The organism is Streptomyces sp. S6 (assembly GCF_054880855.1).
This window is the reverse complement of sequence record NZ_JBTYMC010000150.1, coordinates 1-15865: the sequence shown is the minus strand read 5'-3', so window position 1 is coordinate 15865 and position 15865 is coordinate 1. Positions and strand designations below refer to the sequence as shown.

Annotated in this window: 19 protein-coding genes; 13 read left to right on the top strand and 6 right to left on the bottom strand. The window is 70.6% G+C overall.

The window, feature by feature from the left end:
- The 4 genes from ACVNF4_RS20890 to ACVNF4_RS20875 form a co-directional block, all read left to right on the top strand.
- The coding region (locus tag ACVNF4_RS20890) for a GbsR/MarR family transcriptional regulator (RefSeq protein ID WP_461804374.1) at window positions 1–532 on the top strand (532 nt) is incomplete at its 5' end.
- A gap of 54 nt (window positions 533–586) precedes the next feature.
- Window positions 587–1081 (top strand): hypothetical protein, encoded by a 495-nt coding sequence (locus ACVNF4_RS20885; protein WP_461804373.1) that lies wholly within the window; start codon window positions 587–589, stop codon window positions 1079–1081.
- The gene (locus ACVNF4_RS20880) at window positions 1062–2678 is read left to right on the top strand and encodes a HelD family protein (protein WP_461804372.1); all 1617 of its coding nucleotides are present in this window, start codon (window positions 1062–1064) and stop codon (window positions 2676–2678) included. Before ACVNF4_RS20885 ends, ACVNF4_RS20880 begins: the two co-directional genes overlap by 20 nt.
- 113 nt (window positions 2679–2791) lie before the next feature.
- Entirely contained in the window at window positions 2792–3643 is an 852-nt protein-coding gene (locus ACVNF4_RS20875; RefSeq protein WP_461804371.1) for an LLM class F420-dependent oxidoreductase, read from the top strand.
- A gap of 219 nt (window positions 3644–3862) precedes the next feature.
- On the opposite strand, the gene ACVNF4_RS20870 is transcribed toward ACVNF4_RS20875, so the two are convergent.
- Both ACVNF4_RS20870 and ACVNF4_RS20865 read right to left on the bottom strand, forming a co-directional pair.
- Window positions 3863–4408: a hypothetical protein gene (locus ACVNF4_RS20870; protein ID WP_461804370.1), complete on the bottom strand. Its 546-nt coding sequence runs from the start codon at window positions 4406–4408 to the stop codon at window positions 3863–3865.
- 98 nt (window positions 4409–4506) lie between these two features.
- Window positions 4507–5082, bottom strand: a complete 576-nt coding sequence (locus tag ACVNF4_RS20865) for a TerD family protein (RefSeq protein WP_461804369.1) — start codon at window positions 5080–5082, stop codon at window positions 4507–4509.
- Between the two features lie 175 nt (window positions 5083–5257).
- Here ACVNF4_RS20865 and ACVNF4_RS20860 point away from each other — a divergent pair, with 175 nt between their 5' ends.
- From ACVNF4_RS20860 to ACVNF4_RS20845, 4 genes are all read left to right on the top strand, one after another.
- Window positions 5258–5647 carry a BlaI/MecI/CopY family transcriptional regulator gene (locus ACVNF4_RS20860; protein ID WP_187748288.1) on the top strand — a complete coding sequence of 130 codons (390 nt, stop codon included), beginning with the start codon at window positions 5258–5260 and terminating at the stop codon, window positions 5645–5647.
- Window positions 5648–5653: 6 nt separating this feature from the next.
- Entirely contained in the window at window positions 5654–6586 is a 933-nt protein-coding gene (locus ACVNF4_RS20855; RefSeq protein WP_461804368.1) for a M56 family metallopeptidase, read from the top strand.
- A 381-nt stretch (window positions 6587–6967) separates the two neighbouring features.
- Window positions 6968–7960: a trypsin-like serine peptidase gene (locus ACVNF4_RS20850; protein WP_461804367.1), complete on the top strand. Its 993-nt coding sequence runs from the start codon at window positions 6968–6970 to the stop codon at window positions 7958–7960.
- 60 nt (window positions 7961–8020) lie between these two features.
- Window positions 8021–8392, top strand: a complete 372-nt coding sequence (locus tag ACVNF4_RS20845; protein ID WP_461804366.1) for a hypothetical protein — start codon at window positions 8021–8023, stop codon at window positions 8390–8392.
- Between the two features lie 193 nt (window positions 8393–8585).
- On the opposite strand, the gene ACVNF4_RS20840 is transcribed toward ACVNF4_RS20845, so the two are convergent.
- On the bottom strand, window positions 8586–9041 hold the full coding sequence (locus tag ACVNF4_RS20840; protein ID WP_461804365.1) for a tellurite resistance TerB family protein: 456 nt from the start codon (window positions 9039–9041) through the stop codon (window positions 8586–8588).
- 180 nt (window positions 9042–9221) lie between these two features.
- Here ACVNF4_RS20840 and ACVNF4_RS20835 point away from each other — a divergent pair, with 180 nt between their 5' ends.
- Both ACVNF4_RS20835 and ACVNF4_RS20830 read left to right on the top strand, forming a co-directional pair.
- The gene (locus ACVNF4_RS20835; RefSeq protein ID WP_461804364.1) at window positions 9222–9632 is read left to right on the top strand and encodes an SRPBCC family protein; all 411 of its coding nucleotides are present in this window, start codon (window positions 9222–9224) and stop codon (window positions 9630–9632) included.
- Between the two features lie 104 nt (window positions 9633–9736).
- Complete coding sequence (locus tag ACVNF4_RS20830; protein ID WP_461804363.1) at window positions 9737–10354, top strand: hypothetical protein; 618 nt, start codon at window positions 9737–9739, stop codon at window positions 10352–10354.
- Window positions 10355–10358: 4 nt separating this feature from the next.
- Here the strand turns inward: ACVNF4_RS20830 and ACVNF4_RS20825 are convergent, their stop codons facing one another.
- On the bottom strand, window positions 10359–10763 hold the full coding sequence (locus tag ACVNF4_RS20825; RefSeq protein WP_461804362.1) for an SgcJ/EcaC family oxidoreductase: 405 nt from the start codon (window positions 10761–10763) through the stop codon (window positions 10359–10361).
- Window positions 10764–10894: 131 nt separating this feature from the next.
- On the opposite strand from ACVNF4_RS20825, the gene ACVNF4_RS20820 reads away from it, so the two are divergent.
- Entirely contained in the window at window positions 10895–11905 is a 1011-nt protein-coding gene (locus ACVNF4_RS20820) for a cytochrome c oxidase assembly protein (RefSeq protein ID WP_461804361.1), read from the top strand.
- A 155-nt stretch (window positions 11906–12060) separates the two neighbouring features.
- Here ACVNF4_RS20820 and ACVNF4_RS20815 read toward each other — a convergent pair whose 3' ends face one another.
- Window positions 12061–12303: a twin-arginine translocase TatA/TatE family subunit gene (locus ACVNF4_RS20815; RefSeq protein ID WP_461804360.1), complete on the bottom strand. Its 243-nt coding sequence runs from the start codon at window positions 12301–12303 to the stop codon at window positions 12061–12063.
- Window position 12304: 1 nt separating this feature from the next.
- A complete protein-coding gene (locus ACVNF4_RS20810; protein WP_461804359.1) occupies window positions 12305–13354 on the bottom strand; it encodes a sporulation protein in 1050 nt (349 codons plus the stop codon).
- Window positions 13355–13733: 379 nt separating this feature from the next.
- Here ACVNF4_RS20810 and ACVNF4_RS20805 point away from each other — a divergent pair, with 379 nt between their 5' ends.
- Complete coding sequence (locus ACVNF4_RS20805) at window positions 13734–15053, top strand: hemolysin family protein (protein ID WP_461804358.1); 1320 nt, start codon at window positions 13734–13736, stop codon at window positions 15051–15053.
- The coding region (locus ACVNF4_RS20800) for a hemolysin family protein (protein WP_461804357.1) at window positions 15050–15865 on the top strand (816 nt) is incomplete at its 3' end. The genes ACVNF4_RS20805 and ACVNF4_RS20800, both read left to right, overlap by 4 nt.

Sequence of the window (15865 nt, the reverse complement as noted above, 5' to 3'; positions counted from 1 at the left end):
GGCGGCCTCGGGGGCGGGGGCGGCCGGGGCGGCCTCGGCTGCCGACGGGCGGGACGCCGAGGCCGTACGAGAGTACGAGGAAGCGTTCGCGACGCTGTTCACGCAGCAGGGGCTGCCGCACATGACGTCGCGGGTGCTGGCCGCGCTCTACGTCACCGACAGCGGGAGTCTTACCGCTGGAGAGCTAGGGGGGCGTCTAGGGGTCAGCGCCGCGTCCGTGTCCAAGGCGATCGCGTTTTTGGAGGCTCAGGGCTTGGTGCGACGCGAGAGGGGGGTGGAGGGGCGGCGCCGGGAGCGGTATGTCGTCGACGACGACGTGATGTACCAGTCGACGATGGCCAGCGCGAAGGCCACCGCCCATCTCGCGGGGGTCGCGCGGGAAGGGGTGGGGGTGCTGGGGAGCGGGACGCCGGCGGCCGTGCGGCTGGAGAACATGGCGCGGTTCATGGACTTCGTGTCGGAGAGCATCGCGCGGGCGGCGAATCAGGCTCGGGAGGTGCTGTACGTGAAGTCCGGCGCGACTCCGGAATGATTATGGACCGGTTAAAAATGTGACTCGGTTAAATTTGTGGCTTAGGCTCGTCGTATGGCTGACGAGCTTGAGCTGGAGCTAGAGGCATCCCTGCGGAGCGAACGCGCCCACCACGACCGCTGCCGAGCCGCCTTCGCCGCGATGGTGAGCGGCGCCGATCAGCAGGTCGTCACCGGTGAGGACGTCTCCGCGTCCGGGGCCGACGCGGAGGTCCTCGGGTACCGGCTGCGGAGCCACGCCAAGGCGCTGCACGAGCTGCCCGAGGGGCCGCTGTTCTTCGGGCGACTGGACTTCGGGGACGGGCGGGCGCACCACGTGGGGCGGGTCCGGGTGAGCGAGCGGCCCGCCGATCCGCCGCTGGTGGTCGACTGGCGCGCGCCGGTGTCGCGGGCGTTCTACCAGGCGTCCGCCCGCGATCCACAGGGTGTGGAAGTCCGGCGGCGGTTCGGGTGGGCGGCCGGGAGCCGGGGGGACTCGGCGGATCTGACGGGGCTGGAGGACGAGCGGCTGGGGGCGGGTGGGGGGGGCAGTGGACGGGACGTGGGTTGACGCGGACGTTGACGCGAGCGCTGACGCCGGGGCCCGCGCCGACGGCGTCCCCGGTGTCGGCGCGCACGACGGCGTCGTCCCCGGCACCCCTCTCGGGACGCTGCTCACCCGCGAGCTGGAGCGGCCCCGTGTGGGCCCGATGCGGGACATCGCCGCGACGATCCAGCCCGAGCAGGACGACCTCGTACGCGCCGGGCTCGGGGACTCGATCTGTGTGCAGGGGGCGCCCGGGACCGGCAAGACGGCGGTGGGGCTGCATCGCGCGGCCTACCTGCTATACACGCATCCGCGCCGCATCCAGCGTTCCGGGCTGCTGATCCTCGGGCCCAACCGGACGTTCCTCTCGTACATCTCCGAGGTACTGCCCTCCCTCGGCGAGACCGGAGTACGACAGTCGACGCTTCTCGACGAGATCGCCCGCCACCCCGTCACCGGTACCGACACCCGGGACGTCGTAGCTCTCAAGCACGACCCGCGTATGGCTGAGGTACTACACCGCGCGGTCTACGGGAGGGTCCGCGTGGACGGTGCTCAGGGGGCCGTCGTCCAGGAGGGGTCGTACCGGTGGCGGGTGCCGGCCGGGCAGGTCGCCGACATCGTCCGAGGGGTGCTCGACGAGGGGGAGGCGCCGCCGTACGAGGTCGGGCGGGAGCGGGTGCGGACGCGGATCGTCGTCCGGATGCGGGCGGAGGCCGAACGCCGCAGCGGGACGCGGGGTGCCGCCTGGGTGCGGCGGGTGGAACGGGCGGTGGACGGCTGCGTCGAGGCGGTGTGGCCGAAGCTGCGCGCGGAGGAGGTGGTGTACGAACTCCTGCGTGAAGGTGCCGAGTTGGGCCGGTGTGCGGAGGGTGTCCTGTCGGCGGACGAGCAGGCGGTGCTGGTCTGGGCGAGGCCGGCCCGCTCCTGGAAGTCCGTCCGCTGGTCCGCCGCGGATCTGGTGCTGCTCGACGAGGTCGCCGGACTGCTCGCCCACCCCGCCGGATTCGGCCATGTCGTCGTCGACGAGGCCCAGGACCTCTCGCCCATGGAGTGCCGTGCCATCGCCCGGCGTGCGGAGTTCGGCTCCCTCACCGTCCTCGGCGACCTGGCACAGGGGACGACGGTGTGGGCGGCCCGGTCCTGGCGGGAGCAGCTGGCGCATCTCGGCAAGCCGGACGCCGTTGTGGTACCGCTCACCGTCGGTTTCCGGGTCCCCGGTGTCGTACTGGAACTCGCCAACCGGGTGCTCGGGCGGCTGGACGTCGACGTATCCGCCGCCCGATCCCTGCGTGGAGGTGGGGAGTTGCTCGTCACCCGGGTCGAAGGGGAGCTGTACGACGGTGTGTCGGACGCCGTGCGGCGGGCGTCGAAGGAGGAGGGGTCGGTGGGGGTGGTGGTCGCCGACGCCGAAGTGGCCCGATTCCAGGGGCTGTCGGGGGATCGGGTCGAGGTGGTGGGGGCGGGGACCGTGAAAGGGCTGGAGTACGACCATGTCGTGGTCGTCGAGCCGAGGGCGATCGTGGAGGGGGAGGAGCGGGGGTGGCATCGGTTGTACGTGGTGCTGACCAGGGCGGTTTCGCGGATGGAGGTGGTGCATGGGAGAGGGGTTCCGTGGTGAGGGGGGCGCTGGCTGGGGTGCCTCGACGCGGGGGCCTCGGTGAGGAGGCAGGGTGGGGGAATTATTTCGATCGGGGTCGGAATAAGGGGCGAGTGTGGCCAGTTGGTCCCGTCATGACGACGAACAGTGATCCCGCACGCCTCGACCTCGGTACCTACGGCGTCTGGCGGCTCACCGGTACCTCGCCCGAGCTGGCCGCGGAGTTGGAGGACCTCGGGTTCGGGTCCGTGTGGCTCGGGAATCTGCCGGTCTCCGAATTCGACGTGATCGAACGCCTGTTGGACGCGACCGAGCGCCTGGTGGTCGCGACCGGGATCGTGAACATCTGGGCGAGCCCCGCGCCGGAGGTGGCCCGCGCCTACCACCGGATCGTCGAACGGCACCCGGACCGCTTCCTGCTGGGGATCGGCGCGGGACACCGGGAGGCCACACAGGAGTACGCACGGCCCTATCAGGCGCTCAACGAGTACCTGGATGTACTGGACGACGCCGAAGTGCCCGTCGGCCGACGGGTGTTGGCGGCACTCGGGCCGAAGGTGACGCGGCTCGCCGGGGAGCGGGCCGCTGGGGCGCACCCGTATCTGGTCACCCCCGAACACACCCGGCGGGCACGCGAGATCCTCGGCGCCGGGCCGATTCTGGCGACCGAGCAGAAGGTCGTCGTGGACCCGGACCCGGTGCGCTCCCGCGAACTGGCCATCGACGGCGTCAAGTACTACCTGACGCTCGGCAACTACACGTCGAACCTGAGGGCGTTGGGCTACAGCGACGAGGATCTGACCGCCCCGGGCAGTGACCGGCTCCTCGCCGACCTCGTGACCCAGGGCGGGCCGGAGGCCGCGGCGGCGGGACTGCGAGCGCATGTCGAGGCGGGAGCCGACCACGTGGTGGTCCAGTTGCTGGGGGAGGAGAACGACCCGGCGGTGGGGTACCGGAAGCTCGCGGGGGCGCTGGGGCTGAAGTGAGGGCGGTTCGCGGGCGGACACGCGCCGTGAGCTGACGCGGTGGGCGGGCCGGCCTCCTGAGGGAGAGGAGGGCCCGTCCGCTCCTGCAAGGTGGCAGTCACCCTGCCGAGCGTGGTTGTGAACCCCATCAAGCTGGGGTGTGCTGGGCCGCGCCTTGCGAAGAGCGCTCTGCTGCCGGAGCTGCCACGAGCAGGCTCCGGCGCACGGCGCGTTCCCGCCTCAACCTGTCGCTGTACGCCCCGAGTTGTCCCCCGACCCGGTCAGATACGGCACCAACCCCCGTTCCAGCAAGGCCCTTTTCCACTCCAGCCGTGCCTGTTCGACCTCGGCGGGCGAGGCGGGGCCTCGGCGGTTGCGGAGGGCGGTGTGCAGGAGGGCGGTGACGGCGAGCAGGGTGCTGAGGACGGCGATGGTGCCGAGGATCCAGCCGGCGGTGAGTAGGGAGCCGGGCAACGGGTCGGCTGCGTCGGCGAGTTGGAGAATGTAACCGGCGATGAGGAGGAAGACGGCGGAGGTGCCGGAGATGATCGGGGTGAGGACGGCGAGGGCCGCGAGCGCGGTGCTCGGCGTGGCGGGCTGACGGCGGGCGTCCTGCCGTAGGGCCACGTACGCGTCGTACTCGGTGCGGGCCGTGGCAGCGATCAGGTCGGCATCGGCCAACGCCCGTTCTTTCAGGTCACGTTGGCCCGTCCTGACGAGTGCCAGGCGCAGGGTCTCCTCGAAGTCCGCTCGGTCCTCCGGGCGGAGGTGGTGCGGGACGGCCATCTGGTCTCCCGGTGGTGGATAGGACGGAAGAGGGACCACCCGAGGGCCTCCCCTCAAGGCGATCCCCTCGGGGCGATCCCCGTACGTCCGACGGCTGTTCAGACGTTCACGCCGAAGTCGGCCGCGATGCCGCGCAGTCCGGAGGCGTACCCCTGGCCGACCGCGCGGAACTTCCACTCGGCGCCGTGCCGGTACAACTCGCCGAAGACCATGGCGGTTTCGGTGGAGGCGTCCTCGGAGAGGTCGTAGCGGGCGATCTCCTGGCCGCCGGCCTGGTTCACGACGCGGATGTAGGCGTTGCGGACCTGGCCGAAGCTCTGGCCCCGGTTGTCGGCGTCGTGGATGGAGACCGGGAAGACGATCTTGTCGATGGCGGCCGGGACGGCGGTGAGGTTGATCTTGATGGACTCGTCGTCGCCGTCGCCCTCACCGGTCAGGTTGTCGCCGGTGTGCTCGACGGAGCCGTCCGGGCTGGTGAGGTTGTTGTAGAAGATGAAGTGCGCGTCGGAGGCGACCTTCCCGGCCGCGTCCAGCAGCAGCGCGGAGGCGTCGAGGTCGTAGTCGGTGCCGGTGGTGGTGCGGACGTCCCAGCCCAGCCCGATCAGGACAGCGGTCAGGCCGGGGGCCTCCTTGCTGAGCGAGACGTTGCCGCCCTTGGCCAGGGTTACTCCCACTGTGAACTCCTCCTCGGGGGGTAGGGGGTGACCCGTAAGGGTCGTGGGGGACAGCTCGTAGAGGCCCCCTGATCGTTAAATCTACACCAGTGTAGAAATAAAAGTACGGGGGGCCTACGGGGTGACACGCGTCTATACGATGGGGAGACATCCGGCGCGGGAGAGGAGACAGGGCGTGACGGACCACGAACAGCGTCCCCGGCGACGGGGACAGGGCGAGCTGGAGGCGCTCGTCCTCGAAGCCCTGCGCGCGGCGGACGGACCCGCGACGGCGGGCTGGGTCCAGGAGCGCCTCGGCGGCGACCTGGCGTACACCACCGTCATCACGATCCTCACCCGCCTCCTGGAGAAGGGCGCGGTCACCCGCGAGCGCGCGGGCCGCTCCTTCGCCTGGACCCCCGCGTCGGACCAAGCCGGCCTGGCCGCACGGAAGATGCGCAAGGTCCTGGACGGCGAGCGCGACCGCGAGGCGGTGCTCGCCAGCTTCGTCACCGGGCTCGGCGCGGACGACGAACGGCTGCTGCGGGAGCTGCTGGGCGAGGCCGGGAGCGAAGGGACAGACTGACGCCGTATGGGGTTCTTCATCTTCCTCCCCCTGATCCTGCCCCTGACGGCCTGGCCGATAGCGCGCCTCGCCGAACAGCACCTCCACCCGCGCGCCGCCACCCGCCTCCTCACCGCGATGGCCGCGGTCATGGCCCTGTGCAGCACGGTCTGCCTGGCCCTCCTGATGGTCGTCGGAACGGCGCAACTCCCAGGTAACCCCCTACCCGACGGCTGGTCCGACCCCGAGGTCCGCGCGGCCGTCCCCTACGACGAGGTCGCGGGCAAGGCCGCCATCCCCGCCCTCTTCGCCGTCATCGGCGTCTGCGTCCGCACCGCCTGGCACCACTTCCGCCTGCGCCGCCGCGCCCATCGGGCCCTTACGGGTCTTCCCTCCACGGAGGTGGCGGTACTACGGGACGACACCCCGTACGCCTACGCCCTCCCTGGCGCCCGCCGTGACCGCATCGTCGTCACGACGGCGCTGCTGGGCAGCCTGGACCCGGGCGAGCGCAGGGCGCTGTTCGCCCACGAGCGCGCGCACCTCACGGCCCGCCACCACCGGTACCTGCTGACCGTCCAGCTCGCGGCCCGTGCCAACCCGTTTCTGCGACCGCTTTCCACGGCCGTTTCCTACACGACGGAACGCTGGGCGGACGAGGACGCGGCAGTGGTGATCGGCAGCCGCCGCACGGTCGCGCGGGCCATCGGGAAGGCGGCGCTGCTGTCCCGGGGGGCACCGGTGCCGGCGCTCGCCGGGTTCGCCGCCCCCGGGCCGATTCCCCGCCGGGTGGCGGCACTTCTGGGTCCCGCCCCCTTGGTCCGGCACTGGCCGTCCATGTTCACGGCGGTGGGCCTCGCGGCGTGGGGGGCCGCCGCGGGGACGGCGATCTCGGCGATGTCGTCCGCGAACTCGGCGGTGACGATGTTCATCATCCTGCACGCGGCCACGCCGCTCTGAGAGGGCGCCGGACGTGCTCGGTACGGTACTGGGGCGTCGTCCGCCGGGTGGGCAGGCCGGGGTTCTTGTGCAACTCGCGCCGGGTGGTGCGGTGTTGTCCGAGGGCTGCTCTCGGCCAAGGTGTTGACCGGCGGCCGGGCGGCCGAAGCTGTGAGGCCGCTGTGCGGCCGGTCCGCCCTGCCGTCTGCGGGTTGTGCGCGAATGGCAACATCCGTCGGGGGAACGGGATGTGACGTCACGTCAAGAGTGGTGTAGCCGGGGCATGTCGGTGTGCCGTGTCGGCGCGATATCCGGACTCTGTATCTCAATGGGGTGGTTGACAGGAGTTGCCCGAGCTTTGGAGGCTTGCGTGGACATGCCAGTAGATGGGGAGGGTGTCACGTGTTGTACAAGCGATGTAGATACCTGCTCGCGGCCGGCGTCGCCTTCGGGCTCGCCTTCGCGCCGTCGACGGTCGTCGCGGCCGAGGGACAGGCAACTGCCGCTGCGTCGAAGGCCGTTGAACACCGGGTCTCGCCGTCGGCGCAGGCGCTGACGGCGGAGTACTGGACACCGGAGCGCATGGCGGCTGCCGTACCGCCCAAGGCGGTGGGGGACTCGAAGGTGCCGGACAGCGTCGTCGAGGAGGCGATCGGCGGGGCGACGACGGGGTCGGAACCCGTCGCCGGCAAGAGGGTCGAGACGGCCCCGGGTGCACCGAAGTTGAAGGTCACCGCCACACAGGTGGTGGGCAAGGTGTTCTTCCGGGGCTCCGACGGCATCGACTACGTGTGCTCGGGCTCCGCGGTCAACAGCACGAACAAGAACATGGTGTTCACGGCGGGCCACTGCGTGCACGGCGGGCCCGGTCAAGGGTGGGCCTCCAACTGGCAGTTCGTGCCCTACTACAACTACGGCAACCGGCCGTACGGGACCTGGTGGGCCGAGACGCTCGTCGCGTTCAACGGCTGGGTCAACAGCGGGAACTTCGGCTACGACGTCGGCATCGTCATCACCTCGCCGAACTCGTCCGGTGAACTCGTCAACGCTGTGGGCGGGTTGGGGATCCAGTGGAACTACCCCAAGGACCGCTTCATGGTCGCGATGGGGTATCCGGCGTCCGGTGCCTTCGACGGCCAGTGGCAGTACTTCTGCTCCGCGACCACCTCGCAGCGCAGTTCCTCCATCGCCGACCAGATCAAGATGCCGTGCAACATGACCGGCGGGTCGAGCGGCGGGCCCTGGCTCTTCGGCAAGGACGACAACGTCTACTGGAGCGGGTACGTCAACGGCGTGAACAGCAACACCGAACGCCGTGACAACCCGACCGAGATGCGCTCGCCGTACTTCGCGACATGGGTCGGCGACGCCTTCAACACCTACTCTACCTACTGACGCACACGCGCCATCCGGCGTCCGGCGCCTGCCGGGCGTACGACGTGGAGAGGTCAACTCATGCCTGGAGTCTTACGAGTTCGGCTCGCCGTGACCATCGGGGCGCTGGCCTGCGCACTGGTCGCCTGCGGCACGGACGGGAGCAAGCCCGTCGATCCGCCGACCGGCGTCTCCGGCACGGGCGGGGAGGCGGGCGAGCCCGCCGGGCCGGGCTCGGGAGCCGGTTCGAGCCCCGGTTCCGCGGCGGACCCGAGCAGCGGGGCCACCCCGGGCACCGGCTCCACCTGCGGCCCCTCCACGTCCCCCACCGGCTCACCGGACCGGCCCACCTCCACCGGCACGGCCCCCGGCGACAGCCAGTCGCACGCCCAGGACCCCGCCGGCAACTGCGTCATCGACAGCGGTGTCCCGAACATGCCGGTGGACCCGTGAGAGGTTCGAGCCGTCGTACGACGAGGGTGAAGGGGCTGCCCGCGTCGTGCGGCGGCGGACGGAGACGCCGTCGATCCGTCGGCGCCGGACCTTCCGCGACCGGTGTTTCCCCGGGTAACCAGTAGTACCCGGGGAGTACCCCTGAAGTGCCGGACCCCGTACTACCCGGAGTCCGGCACCCGGCGGGTTCGGCTCAGAGGTCGAACTCGTGCGGCGGGAGGTCGAGGGTGTAGCAGGCCTCGCGGACGACGGCCTGCTCGTCCTTGTCGAAGTCGCCGTCGGCACCGCCGATGACGATGCCGATCTGGATGACGGCGCGGGCCTCGGCGGGCTTCTTCTTGGCCTTGGCGATCTCCTGGAGCACGCTGACCTTGCCGAAGTCGAAGTCGGTGGTCAGCTTGTTGAGGTTGTCCTCGAAACGCCGGCGCAGGTCGTCCGCCGGGAAGTTCTGCAACACCTCGTTGCCTGCGATGAGTTGGGCGACGCGCTGCCGCTCCGACGGGTCGATGTGGCCGTCCGCCGCCGCCACGAGCGCACACATGGCCATGCTCGCGTCACGGAACGCGCCGCTCTTGAGGTCGTTCTTCTTCGCGACGAGCTGGTTCTGCATCTGCGATGCGGAGTCCTTGATGCGGTCCCACAGGGCCATGAACACTCCAAAAACCAGGGGCGCCCACTCCCGGCCGCCCTATTTTTACCTGCCTACATCTTCTACAGGAACGTAGAAGTTAATGCGTCGGTTCCCGGTCATGTCCTGTTTCTCGGCCGGGTTCGCGCCCCGTCCGATTCATTCAAGACCCCTGCGCCTCCCGCTCGCTACGTTCGGCGGATGAACAACACCGACTCTCTCCATCTCGCCGTCCGCATCGCCCGCCCCGCCCCCGACGTCTACCGCTACGCCGCCGACCCCACCCACCTCCCCGCCTGGGCACACGGCCTCGGCGACACCGTGGAGAAGGCCGACGGCGAGTGGGTCGCCCACTCCGACCTCCTCGGCCGTGTCACCGTGACGTTCACCCCCGACAACGACCTCGGAGTCCTCGACCACTACGTGACCTTCCCTACGGGGGAGACCGTCCACAACCCCATCAGGGTCATCCCCTACGGCGACGGCCAGTGCGAGTTCGTCTTCACCCTCCGGCGCCAACCGGGCGTGAGCGACGCCGAGTTCGAGCGGGACGCGGGGATGGTCCGCGCGGACCTGGCCCGCCTCAAGGGGTTGTTGGAACAGGGGGCGTAGGGGTGGGCTACTCCCTGAGAGCGAGTACTCAGGGGCAGGTGCGGTGTGGTCCTCTAGGGTGGGTTCGGTCTGTAACGGGGGACATGGGCATGCCGGAGGTATCCATGAGGAAGGGCGCTGCGACAGCGGCCCTGATCGTCGTCGCCGCACTGACGCTCGGCGGCTGCGGCAGGGAGCACGCGACGGCGGGTGCGAGCGGTGGGACAGCGGGGGTGACCCCCGATACCCGTACGACCCCTGACGGGACCCGTAGTACTCCCGGCGCCTCCACCCCTCCCGCCTCCCCCTACGTGGAGCCCGGAGCCGGCGACGGCGCCCCTCACTACCGCGAGAACAACGGCTTCCGCATCCCCGGCGAGATGTCCGACGCCAGCGCCGCCGACGCCCAGCGCGAGGCCGCCCGCATCGAACCCGTCCTCAAGAGGCTCTGGCAGCAGAAGAAGTGGGACCCGGCAACGGTCCGCAAGGCGATGCTGCAACTCGGCTACGAGGAACAGCGCTTCGACGCCGGCGGCCGTTCCCTGGGCGGCACCCTCGACGTCGAGGCGATGACTCCCCGCTACGTGGACGACGACTACGTCACCCCCGAGGGCGCGAGGATCGGCCTCCGTGTCCACGACGACGCCTGCGTCACCGCCTTCGTCCAGAAGACCAACTACCAGGTGTCCACCAACGGCCCCTACCTGGAGACCGGTTGCTTCGAGCCTCCGTCCGGCCACTGACCGCTCACCCCTTCACCTCCGTGTTCTGGCAGGCGTGCAGCAGCCACCTCCCGTCGCCCTGTCGCGTCATGACGTAGAGCGGGGCGCCCTCGGACTCCCCCTCGGCCGAGCGGTACACCTGCCGCACCTTCACCGCCGCCACGTCGGGCCGCAGGAACTGGATGTGCACCGGCTCGTAGCTCACCTCTCCGTCCCAGCTCGCGGCGGGCAGTACGGCCCGGGTGAACCCGGCGATCGCGTCGAGCCCGATCAGGACCTTGCCGTGCGCGGTCGTCCAGAGCGCGTCGGGATGGAACAGCGAGAGAAACCCTTCCGGGTCCTTCGCGCGCTGCGTCCGCTCGACGGTGGCGACGATCTCCTTGATGGCCCGGACGTCGGCGGCTGTGGTGCCGGTGATGTCTGTCGTCATGCACCCCATCCTGTGACCTCAAGCAAAGTCGAGGTCAAGGGCGGGTAGTGGGCTCCCCGCCCGCGTGCGTCGTACCTCAGGGGTAGTACTACCGTCGGGCCTCGAAGCAATACCTGAGAGGTACGACCCCGATGAACGCCCTGCCCGCCCCTACCCCCGCCCACCTCCTCACCGCCTGGCAGCTCGACGTCCCGGCGCTGCTGCTCATCGCTGCGCTCGGCGGCGCCTACGGGTGGGGCGTATTGAGGCTGAGGGGACGGTGGCCGGTCGTCAGGACGGTCGCCTTCGCGGGGCTCGGCCTGGGCACGCTCCTTGTCGCCACGATGTCCGGGCTGGCCGTCTACGACCACGTCGTGTTCTGGCCCGCCGCCGTCCAGAACATCCTGCTGGACCTGGTCGCCCCGCTCGGCCTCGCGCTCGGGGACCCGCTGAGCCTGGCGGTGGAGGCACTGCCGGAGCGGTCCGCGGACAGGGTGCGGCGGGCGATGACCGGGCGGGTCGTACGGGCGCTGACGTTCCCGCTCGTCAGCACGGCCCTGGTGCTCGTCACCGAGCTGACCGTCTACTTCACGCCGTACTTCTCGACGGCCCTGCGCGTCGGCTGGCTCCACGAGCTGATGTACCTGAACCTCCTGGCCGCCGGCTGCCTCTTCGTCATACCCGTACTCACCAAGGAGGAGACCCTCCCGGCCTGGTGCACCCATCCCGTGCGGGCCGCCCTGGTCTTCCTCGACGGCATCGTCGACGCCGTACCGGGGCTCGTCGTGATGACGCACGGCTCACTCATCGCGGGCGCCTGGTACCTCCACCACCGGCCCGCCTGGGCCCCGAGCGTCAGTCACGACCAGCAGCTCGGCGGCGGCGTCATGCTGAGCATCGCCGAACTCGTCGCGCTGCCCTTCCTGTTGGCGATCCTCGTCCAGTGGGCCCGGACGGAACGCGTCCAAGCGGCGGCACTCGACCGCCGCCTGGACGAGGAACAGGCGGCCCGCGCCGCCGCCGCCCGCTCCGCGAAGACACCCGGCCCCGCCCGCCCCGGTCAATCCGATCACTCCGAGGAGCCGGACCGGGTACGCCCCTGGTGGGAGACGGAACACAACGAGGTCGCGTCCCGCATCCGCCGCCAGCACGGGGCCGACTGAGGCACGCCGGCTGAGGTACTACGGGTACTAGGGGTACTACGGGGCCGACCCCGGGAGTTCTCCGGAGGTCTCCGGGTACAGGACCCCGTACCTCTGCGGAGCTGCCTCCCAGGTATCCCCCTACCCCTCAGGTACTGGCCCCGCCCCAGCCCCCTTCAGGACGCCGCCCGCTGGTCCGGCGGCGTCTCCTCCCGCCTCACCGCCTCCCCCTGCACGATCCGCGGCACCCCCTCACCCTCCGGGGCCACCTGCTTCCCCTCCTCCTTCGCGGCCCGCGCCTCCGCCTTGAGGATGCGCGCCGACTTCCCCGCCGAGCGCGCCAGCTCGGGCAGCTTCTTCGCGCCCAGGACGACTATGACGACGATGAGGATGACCGCCAGTTCACTGAGTCCGAACACGTCAGTCCTCGCCCTCTTCGTCGTCGCCCTCGAAGAAGTCGCCGATCTCGTCGACGACCTCCGCCGCGACCATCCCGCCGACGACACCGACCGCGAGCCCGGCGGCCCCGGCCGCGATGGCCGTCCCCATCCCCGGCCCGGAACGACGCCGCTCCTCATGACCGCCGCCGGGCCCGTACCCGTCGTGCTTGCCGTGCTCCCCGTACGGCGCCTGCTCCCCGTACGACCCGTACCCCCCGGGTGCCCCCTGCCCCGCATACCCCGCGGCCCCGTACCCGTACGACCCCCGGTGCTCCGCGAGCTGCCGTACCCACCCCTCGACCTCGGCGTTCCAGTCCCGGACGTCCTGGTGCCCGACGACATGGCGGCCGAGGGTGTCGGAGGAGGAGGCGCCGTAGCCCCCGCGTTTGTCGGCCTCAAGAACCACCTCGACCCCGGAGGGGCTCGCGAGGAAGGTCACCTCGATCTCGTTGAAGACCCCCGCGTACTGCGGCGAGGGGGTGATCTCGATCTCCTGGTAGAAGGGGAGCTGCTGCCCGGTCCCGCCGATCCGGCCGTACTCCAGGTCGGCCGAGCGGAAGCCGAAGCCGAGCTGTCCGAACGCCTCCAGGACCGCCTCCTGCGCGGGCAGCGGCGTGACGGTCAGCTGGTCGAGGTCACCCTTGTCCTTGGCACCGGCGACCGCCAGCTCGGTCCGCACCCCGAGGACGACCCCTAGGGGCTGCCCGTACAACTCGGTGACCGGCGTCTCCCAGGGCAGCGCCAGGGTGAAGGGGACGCTGCGGGTCTCCCCCTCGGCGAGCCGGAAACCGCCGCCGACGACGGTCCGGTCGAAGACGACGACGCCGTCGCTCTCCCCCTCCGCGTGCTCCACCTCCACCCGGGCGACGAGTTCGAGCGTGAGGTGCTCGATGTCGAAGTCGGCGCCGCCGCCCTTGAGGTGGACCTGACCCGAGAGGGCCCCGCCGGGACGGACGGGGGCCGGGTCGAGGACCGTGTCGACCGTGGGGCCGCCCACGCCGAGCGAGCCGAGCAGTCGCTTGAACACCATCGTGGCGTCCACTCCTTCATCACGGGCCGGTACGCGCGAGTTCTTCACGCGTGAGCCTTCTACATTCAAGTAGAAGCAGAATAGGGTCGGTGGTACGACGCGTGGCAGAGCTTCGCGCCCGTGTGCCGGGAACGGCTGAAAACGGTTGCCGGACGTTTCCGTGCGCGCAGGTGGAGGTGGTCCTCCGCCGGGCGCGGGAACCGGGTCTCGGCCACAATCGTTGCCAAGGCGAACGTTCGAAGTGAACGTTTCTGTGATCAAGGAGTGAATGCGTGTCCGCCAGCTCGACGGACTCCCCGGGGCACAGTCCCCGACCATCCCGCCCGACCCTGAGTACTACGGGTCTCCCTGAGAGCGGCGCCCGGCGGGGTGGTGTCCGATGAGCGCCGCGCAAGCCTGGCTCGGCCTGCTGGCCGTCCTGCTCCTCACGCTGGGCACCGGATACTTCGTCGCCCAGGAGTTCGCGTACGTCTCCGCCGACCGGCTGGCTCTCGCGCGTGAGGCCGAGAAGGGCGACCGGAAGGCGGCCCGCGCGCTGACCGTGCTGGAACGCCTCTCGTTCATGCTCTCCGGAGCCCAGCTCGGCATCACCGTCACCGGTCTGGTCGTCGGCTTCATCGCGGAACCCTCCGTCTCCGCGTTGCTGAAACCGCTGCTCACCGACATCGGCGTCCCCGAGGGCGCGGTCGGCGGGATCTCGGTCGTCCTCGCCTTCGTGCTCGCGACCGTCGTCCAGATGGTCATCGGCGAGCTGGCCCCGAAGAACCTCGCCATCGCCGTGCCCGAGCGGCTCGCGAAGGCGCTGGCCGGGTCGACCCTGTCGTACCTGAAGGTCGTCGGCCCGGTGGTGCACGTCTTCGACGGCGCCGCCAACAGGCTGCTGCGGAAGGCCGGTATCGAGCCGGTCGAGGAGCTGCACCACGGCGCGACCCTGGAGGAGCTGGGCCATCTCATCGGAGAGTCCAGGGAACAGGGCGAGTTGCCCGGCTCAACCGCTCAACTCCTCGACCACGCACTGGAGTTCTCCGAGCGCACGCTCGACGAGGTGATGGTCCCGCGCGCCGACGCCGTCTTCATCCGCAGGGACGCGACCCTGGCCGAGGCGGTCGAACTCATCGCCAAGCACGGCCACTCCAACTATCCGGTGCTCGGCGACCACCCCGACGACGTCGCGGGCGTGCTGGGCGTACGGGAGTTGATGGCGCTGCCCGCCGACCGCTTCACGGCCACGACGGCCGGCGCCTCGGCCCGCCGCCCCCTGCTCCTGCCGGACACGCTTCCGCTGCCGGACGCGGTCGAGCACATGCGCACGCAGGACGACGAGTTCGCGGTCGTCCTCGACGAGCACGGCGGTGTCGCGGGCCTCGTCACCTATGAGGACATCGCCGAGGAGCTCGTCGGTGACATCGCCGACGAGAGCGACCGCATCACCGAGATCGCCGTCGCGGACGGCGCCGGCTGGCTGGTCGACGCGGGCCGCCGGCTCGACGAGGTCGCCGAGGCCACCGGCGTCCGCCTCCCCGAGGAGGAGGACTACGACACCGTCGCCGGGCTGATCGTCGACCGCCTCGGCCGCTTCCCGACCGTCGGGGACAGCCTGAACGTCCCTCTTGCGGACGGGAGTTCGGCGACGATCGACGTCCGTACCCTCGACCGCCATGTCCCGGAGCGGGTCCGCCTGGAGGTGCGGTCGTCATGAGTTTCCCGATGGCACTCTTCGTCACCCTGTTGCTGCTGGCCGGCAGCGGGTTCTTCGTCGCCGCCGAGTTCGCGCTCGTGGCGGCCAAACGGCACCGCATGGAGAAGGCGGCGGCCGAGGGCAAGCGCGGCGCGGGCGCGGCCCTGGCCGGCATGCGGGAGCTGTCCCTGATGCTGGCAGGTGCCCAACTCGGCATCACCGTCTGCACCTTGGGCCTCGGCTCGGTGTCCAAACCGGCGATCTCCCACGAACTCGACCCGATCCTCCACGACTTGGGGCTACCGAGCGCGGTCAGCTACGGCATCGCGTTCGCCGTGGCGATGATCGTGGTCGTCTTCCTGCACATGGTCGTCGGTGAAATGGCCCCGAAATCCTGGGCGATCGCGCACCCCGAGCGCTCGGCGATGCTGCTGTCCCCGATGTTCCGGGGCATCGTCAAGGTCGTCCGCCCGCTGCTCAGCGCCCTCAACGCGGTGAGCAACGCCCTGGTCCGGCTGTGCCGGGTCACCCCGCGCGGCGAGCTGGTGTCCGTCCACAACCGGGAGCAACTCGCCCACCTCGTCGAGGAGTCGGAGCGGATCGGGCTGATCAGCAAGGACGACTCCGAGCTGATCACCAACTCCCTGACGGAGCCTCAAGTGCCGGTCTCGGTACTCCAGGTGCCCGCCGAGCACATCACGTCGGTCCCCGCCGACGCGGACGTCGAGGCGATCCTCGCGCTCACCGCGGCCCACGACCGCAGCCGCCTGCTGGTCCGCGACGGCGACGCGGTGGTCGGCTCGGTGCACGCCCGCGACGCCCTGGTGGCCCGC

What these genes read in the sequence shown, in the direction of transcription:
- ACVNF4_RS20885 (WP_461804373.1), top strand. Translation starts at nt 587, where the DNA reads ATGGCTGACGAGCTTGAGCTGGAGCTAGAGGCATCCCTGCGGAGCGAA.
- ACVNF4_RS20875 (WP_461804371.1), top strand. Translation starts at nt 2,792, where the DNA reads ATGACGACGAACAGTGATCCCGCACGCCTCGACCTCGGTACCTACGGC.
- ACVNF4_RS20870 (WP_461804370.1), bottom strand. Translation starts at nt 4,408, where the DNA reads ATGGCCGTCCCGCACCACCTCCGCCCGGAGGACCGAGCGGACTTCGAG.
- ACVNF4_RS20855 (WP_461804368.1), top strand. Translation starts at nt 5,654, where the DNA reads ATGGGGTTCTTCATCTTCCTCCCCCTGATCCTGCCCCTGACGGCCTGG.
- ACVNF4_RS20845 (WP_461804366.1), top strand. Translation starts at nt 8,021, where the DNA reads ATGCCTGGAGTCTTACGAGTTCGGCTCGCCGTGACCATCGGGGCGCTG.
- ACVNF4_RS20840 (WP_461804365.1), bottom strand. Translation starts at nt 9,041, where the DNA reads ATGGCCCTGTGGGACCGCATCAAGGACTCCGCATCGCAGATGCAGAAC.
- ACVNF4_RS20835 (WP_461804364.1), top strand. Translation starts at nt 9,222, where the DNA reads ATGAACAACACCGACTCTCTCCATCTCGCCGTCCGCATCGCCCGCCCC.
- ACVNF4_RS20830 (WP_461804363.1), top strand. Translation starts at nt 9,737, where the DNA reads ATGAGGAAGGGCGCTGCGACAGCGGCCCTGATCGTCGTCGCCGCACTG.
- ACVNF4_RS20825 (WP_461804362.1), bottom strand. Translation starts at nt 10,763, where the DNA reads ATGACGACAGACATCACCGGCACCACAGCCGCCGACGTCCGGGCCATC.
- ACVNF4_RS20820 (WP_461804361.1), top strand. Translation starts at nt 10,895, where the DNA reads ATGAACGCCCTGCCCGCCCCTACCCCCGCCCACCTCCTCACCGCCTGG.
- ACVNF4_RS20810 (WP_461804359.1), bottom strand. Translation starts at nt 13,354, where the DNA reads ATGGTGTTCAAGCGACTGCTCGGCTCGCTCGGCGTGGGCGGCCCCACG.
- ACVNF4_RS20805 (WP_461804358.1), top strand. Translation starts at nt 13,734, where the DNA reads ATGAGCGCCGCGCAAGCCTGGCTCGGCCTGCTGGCCGTCCTGCTCCTC.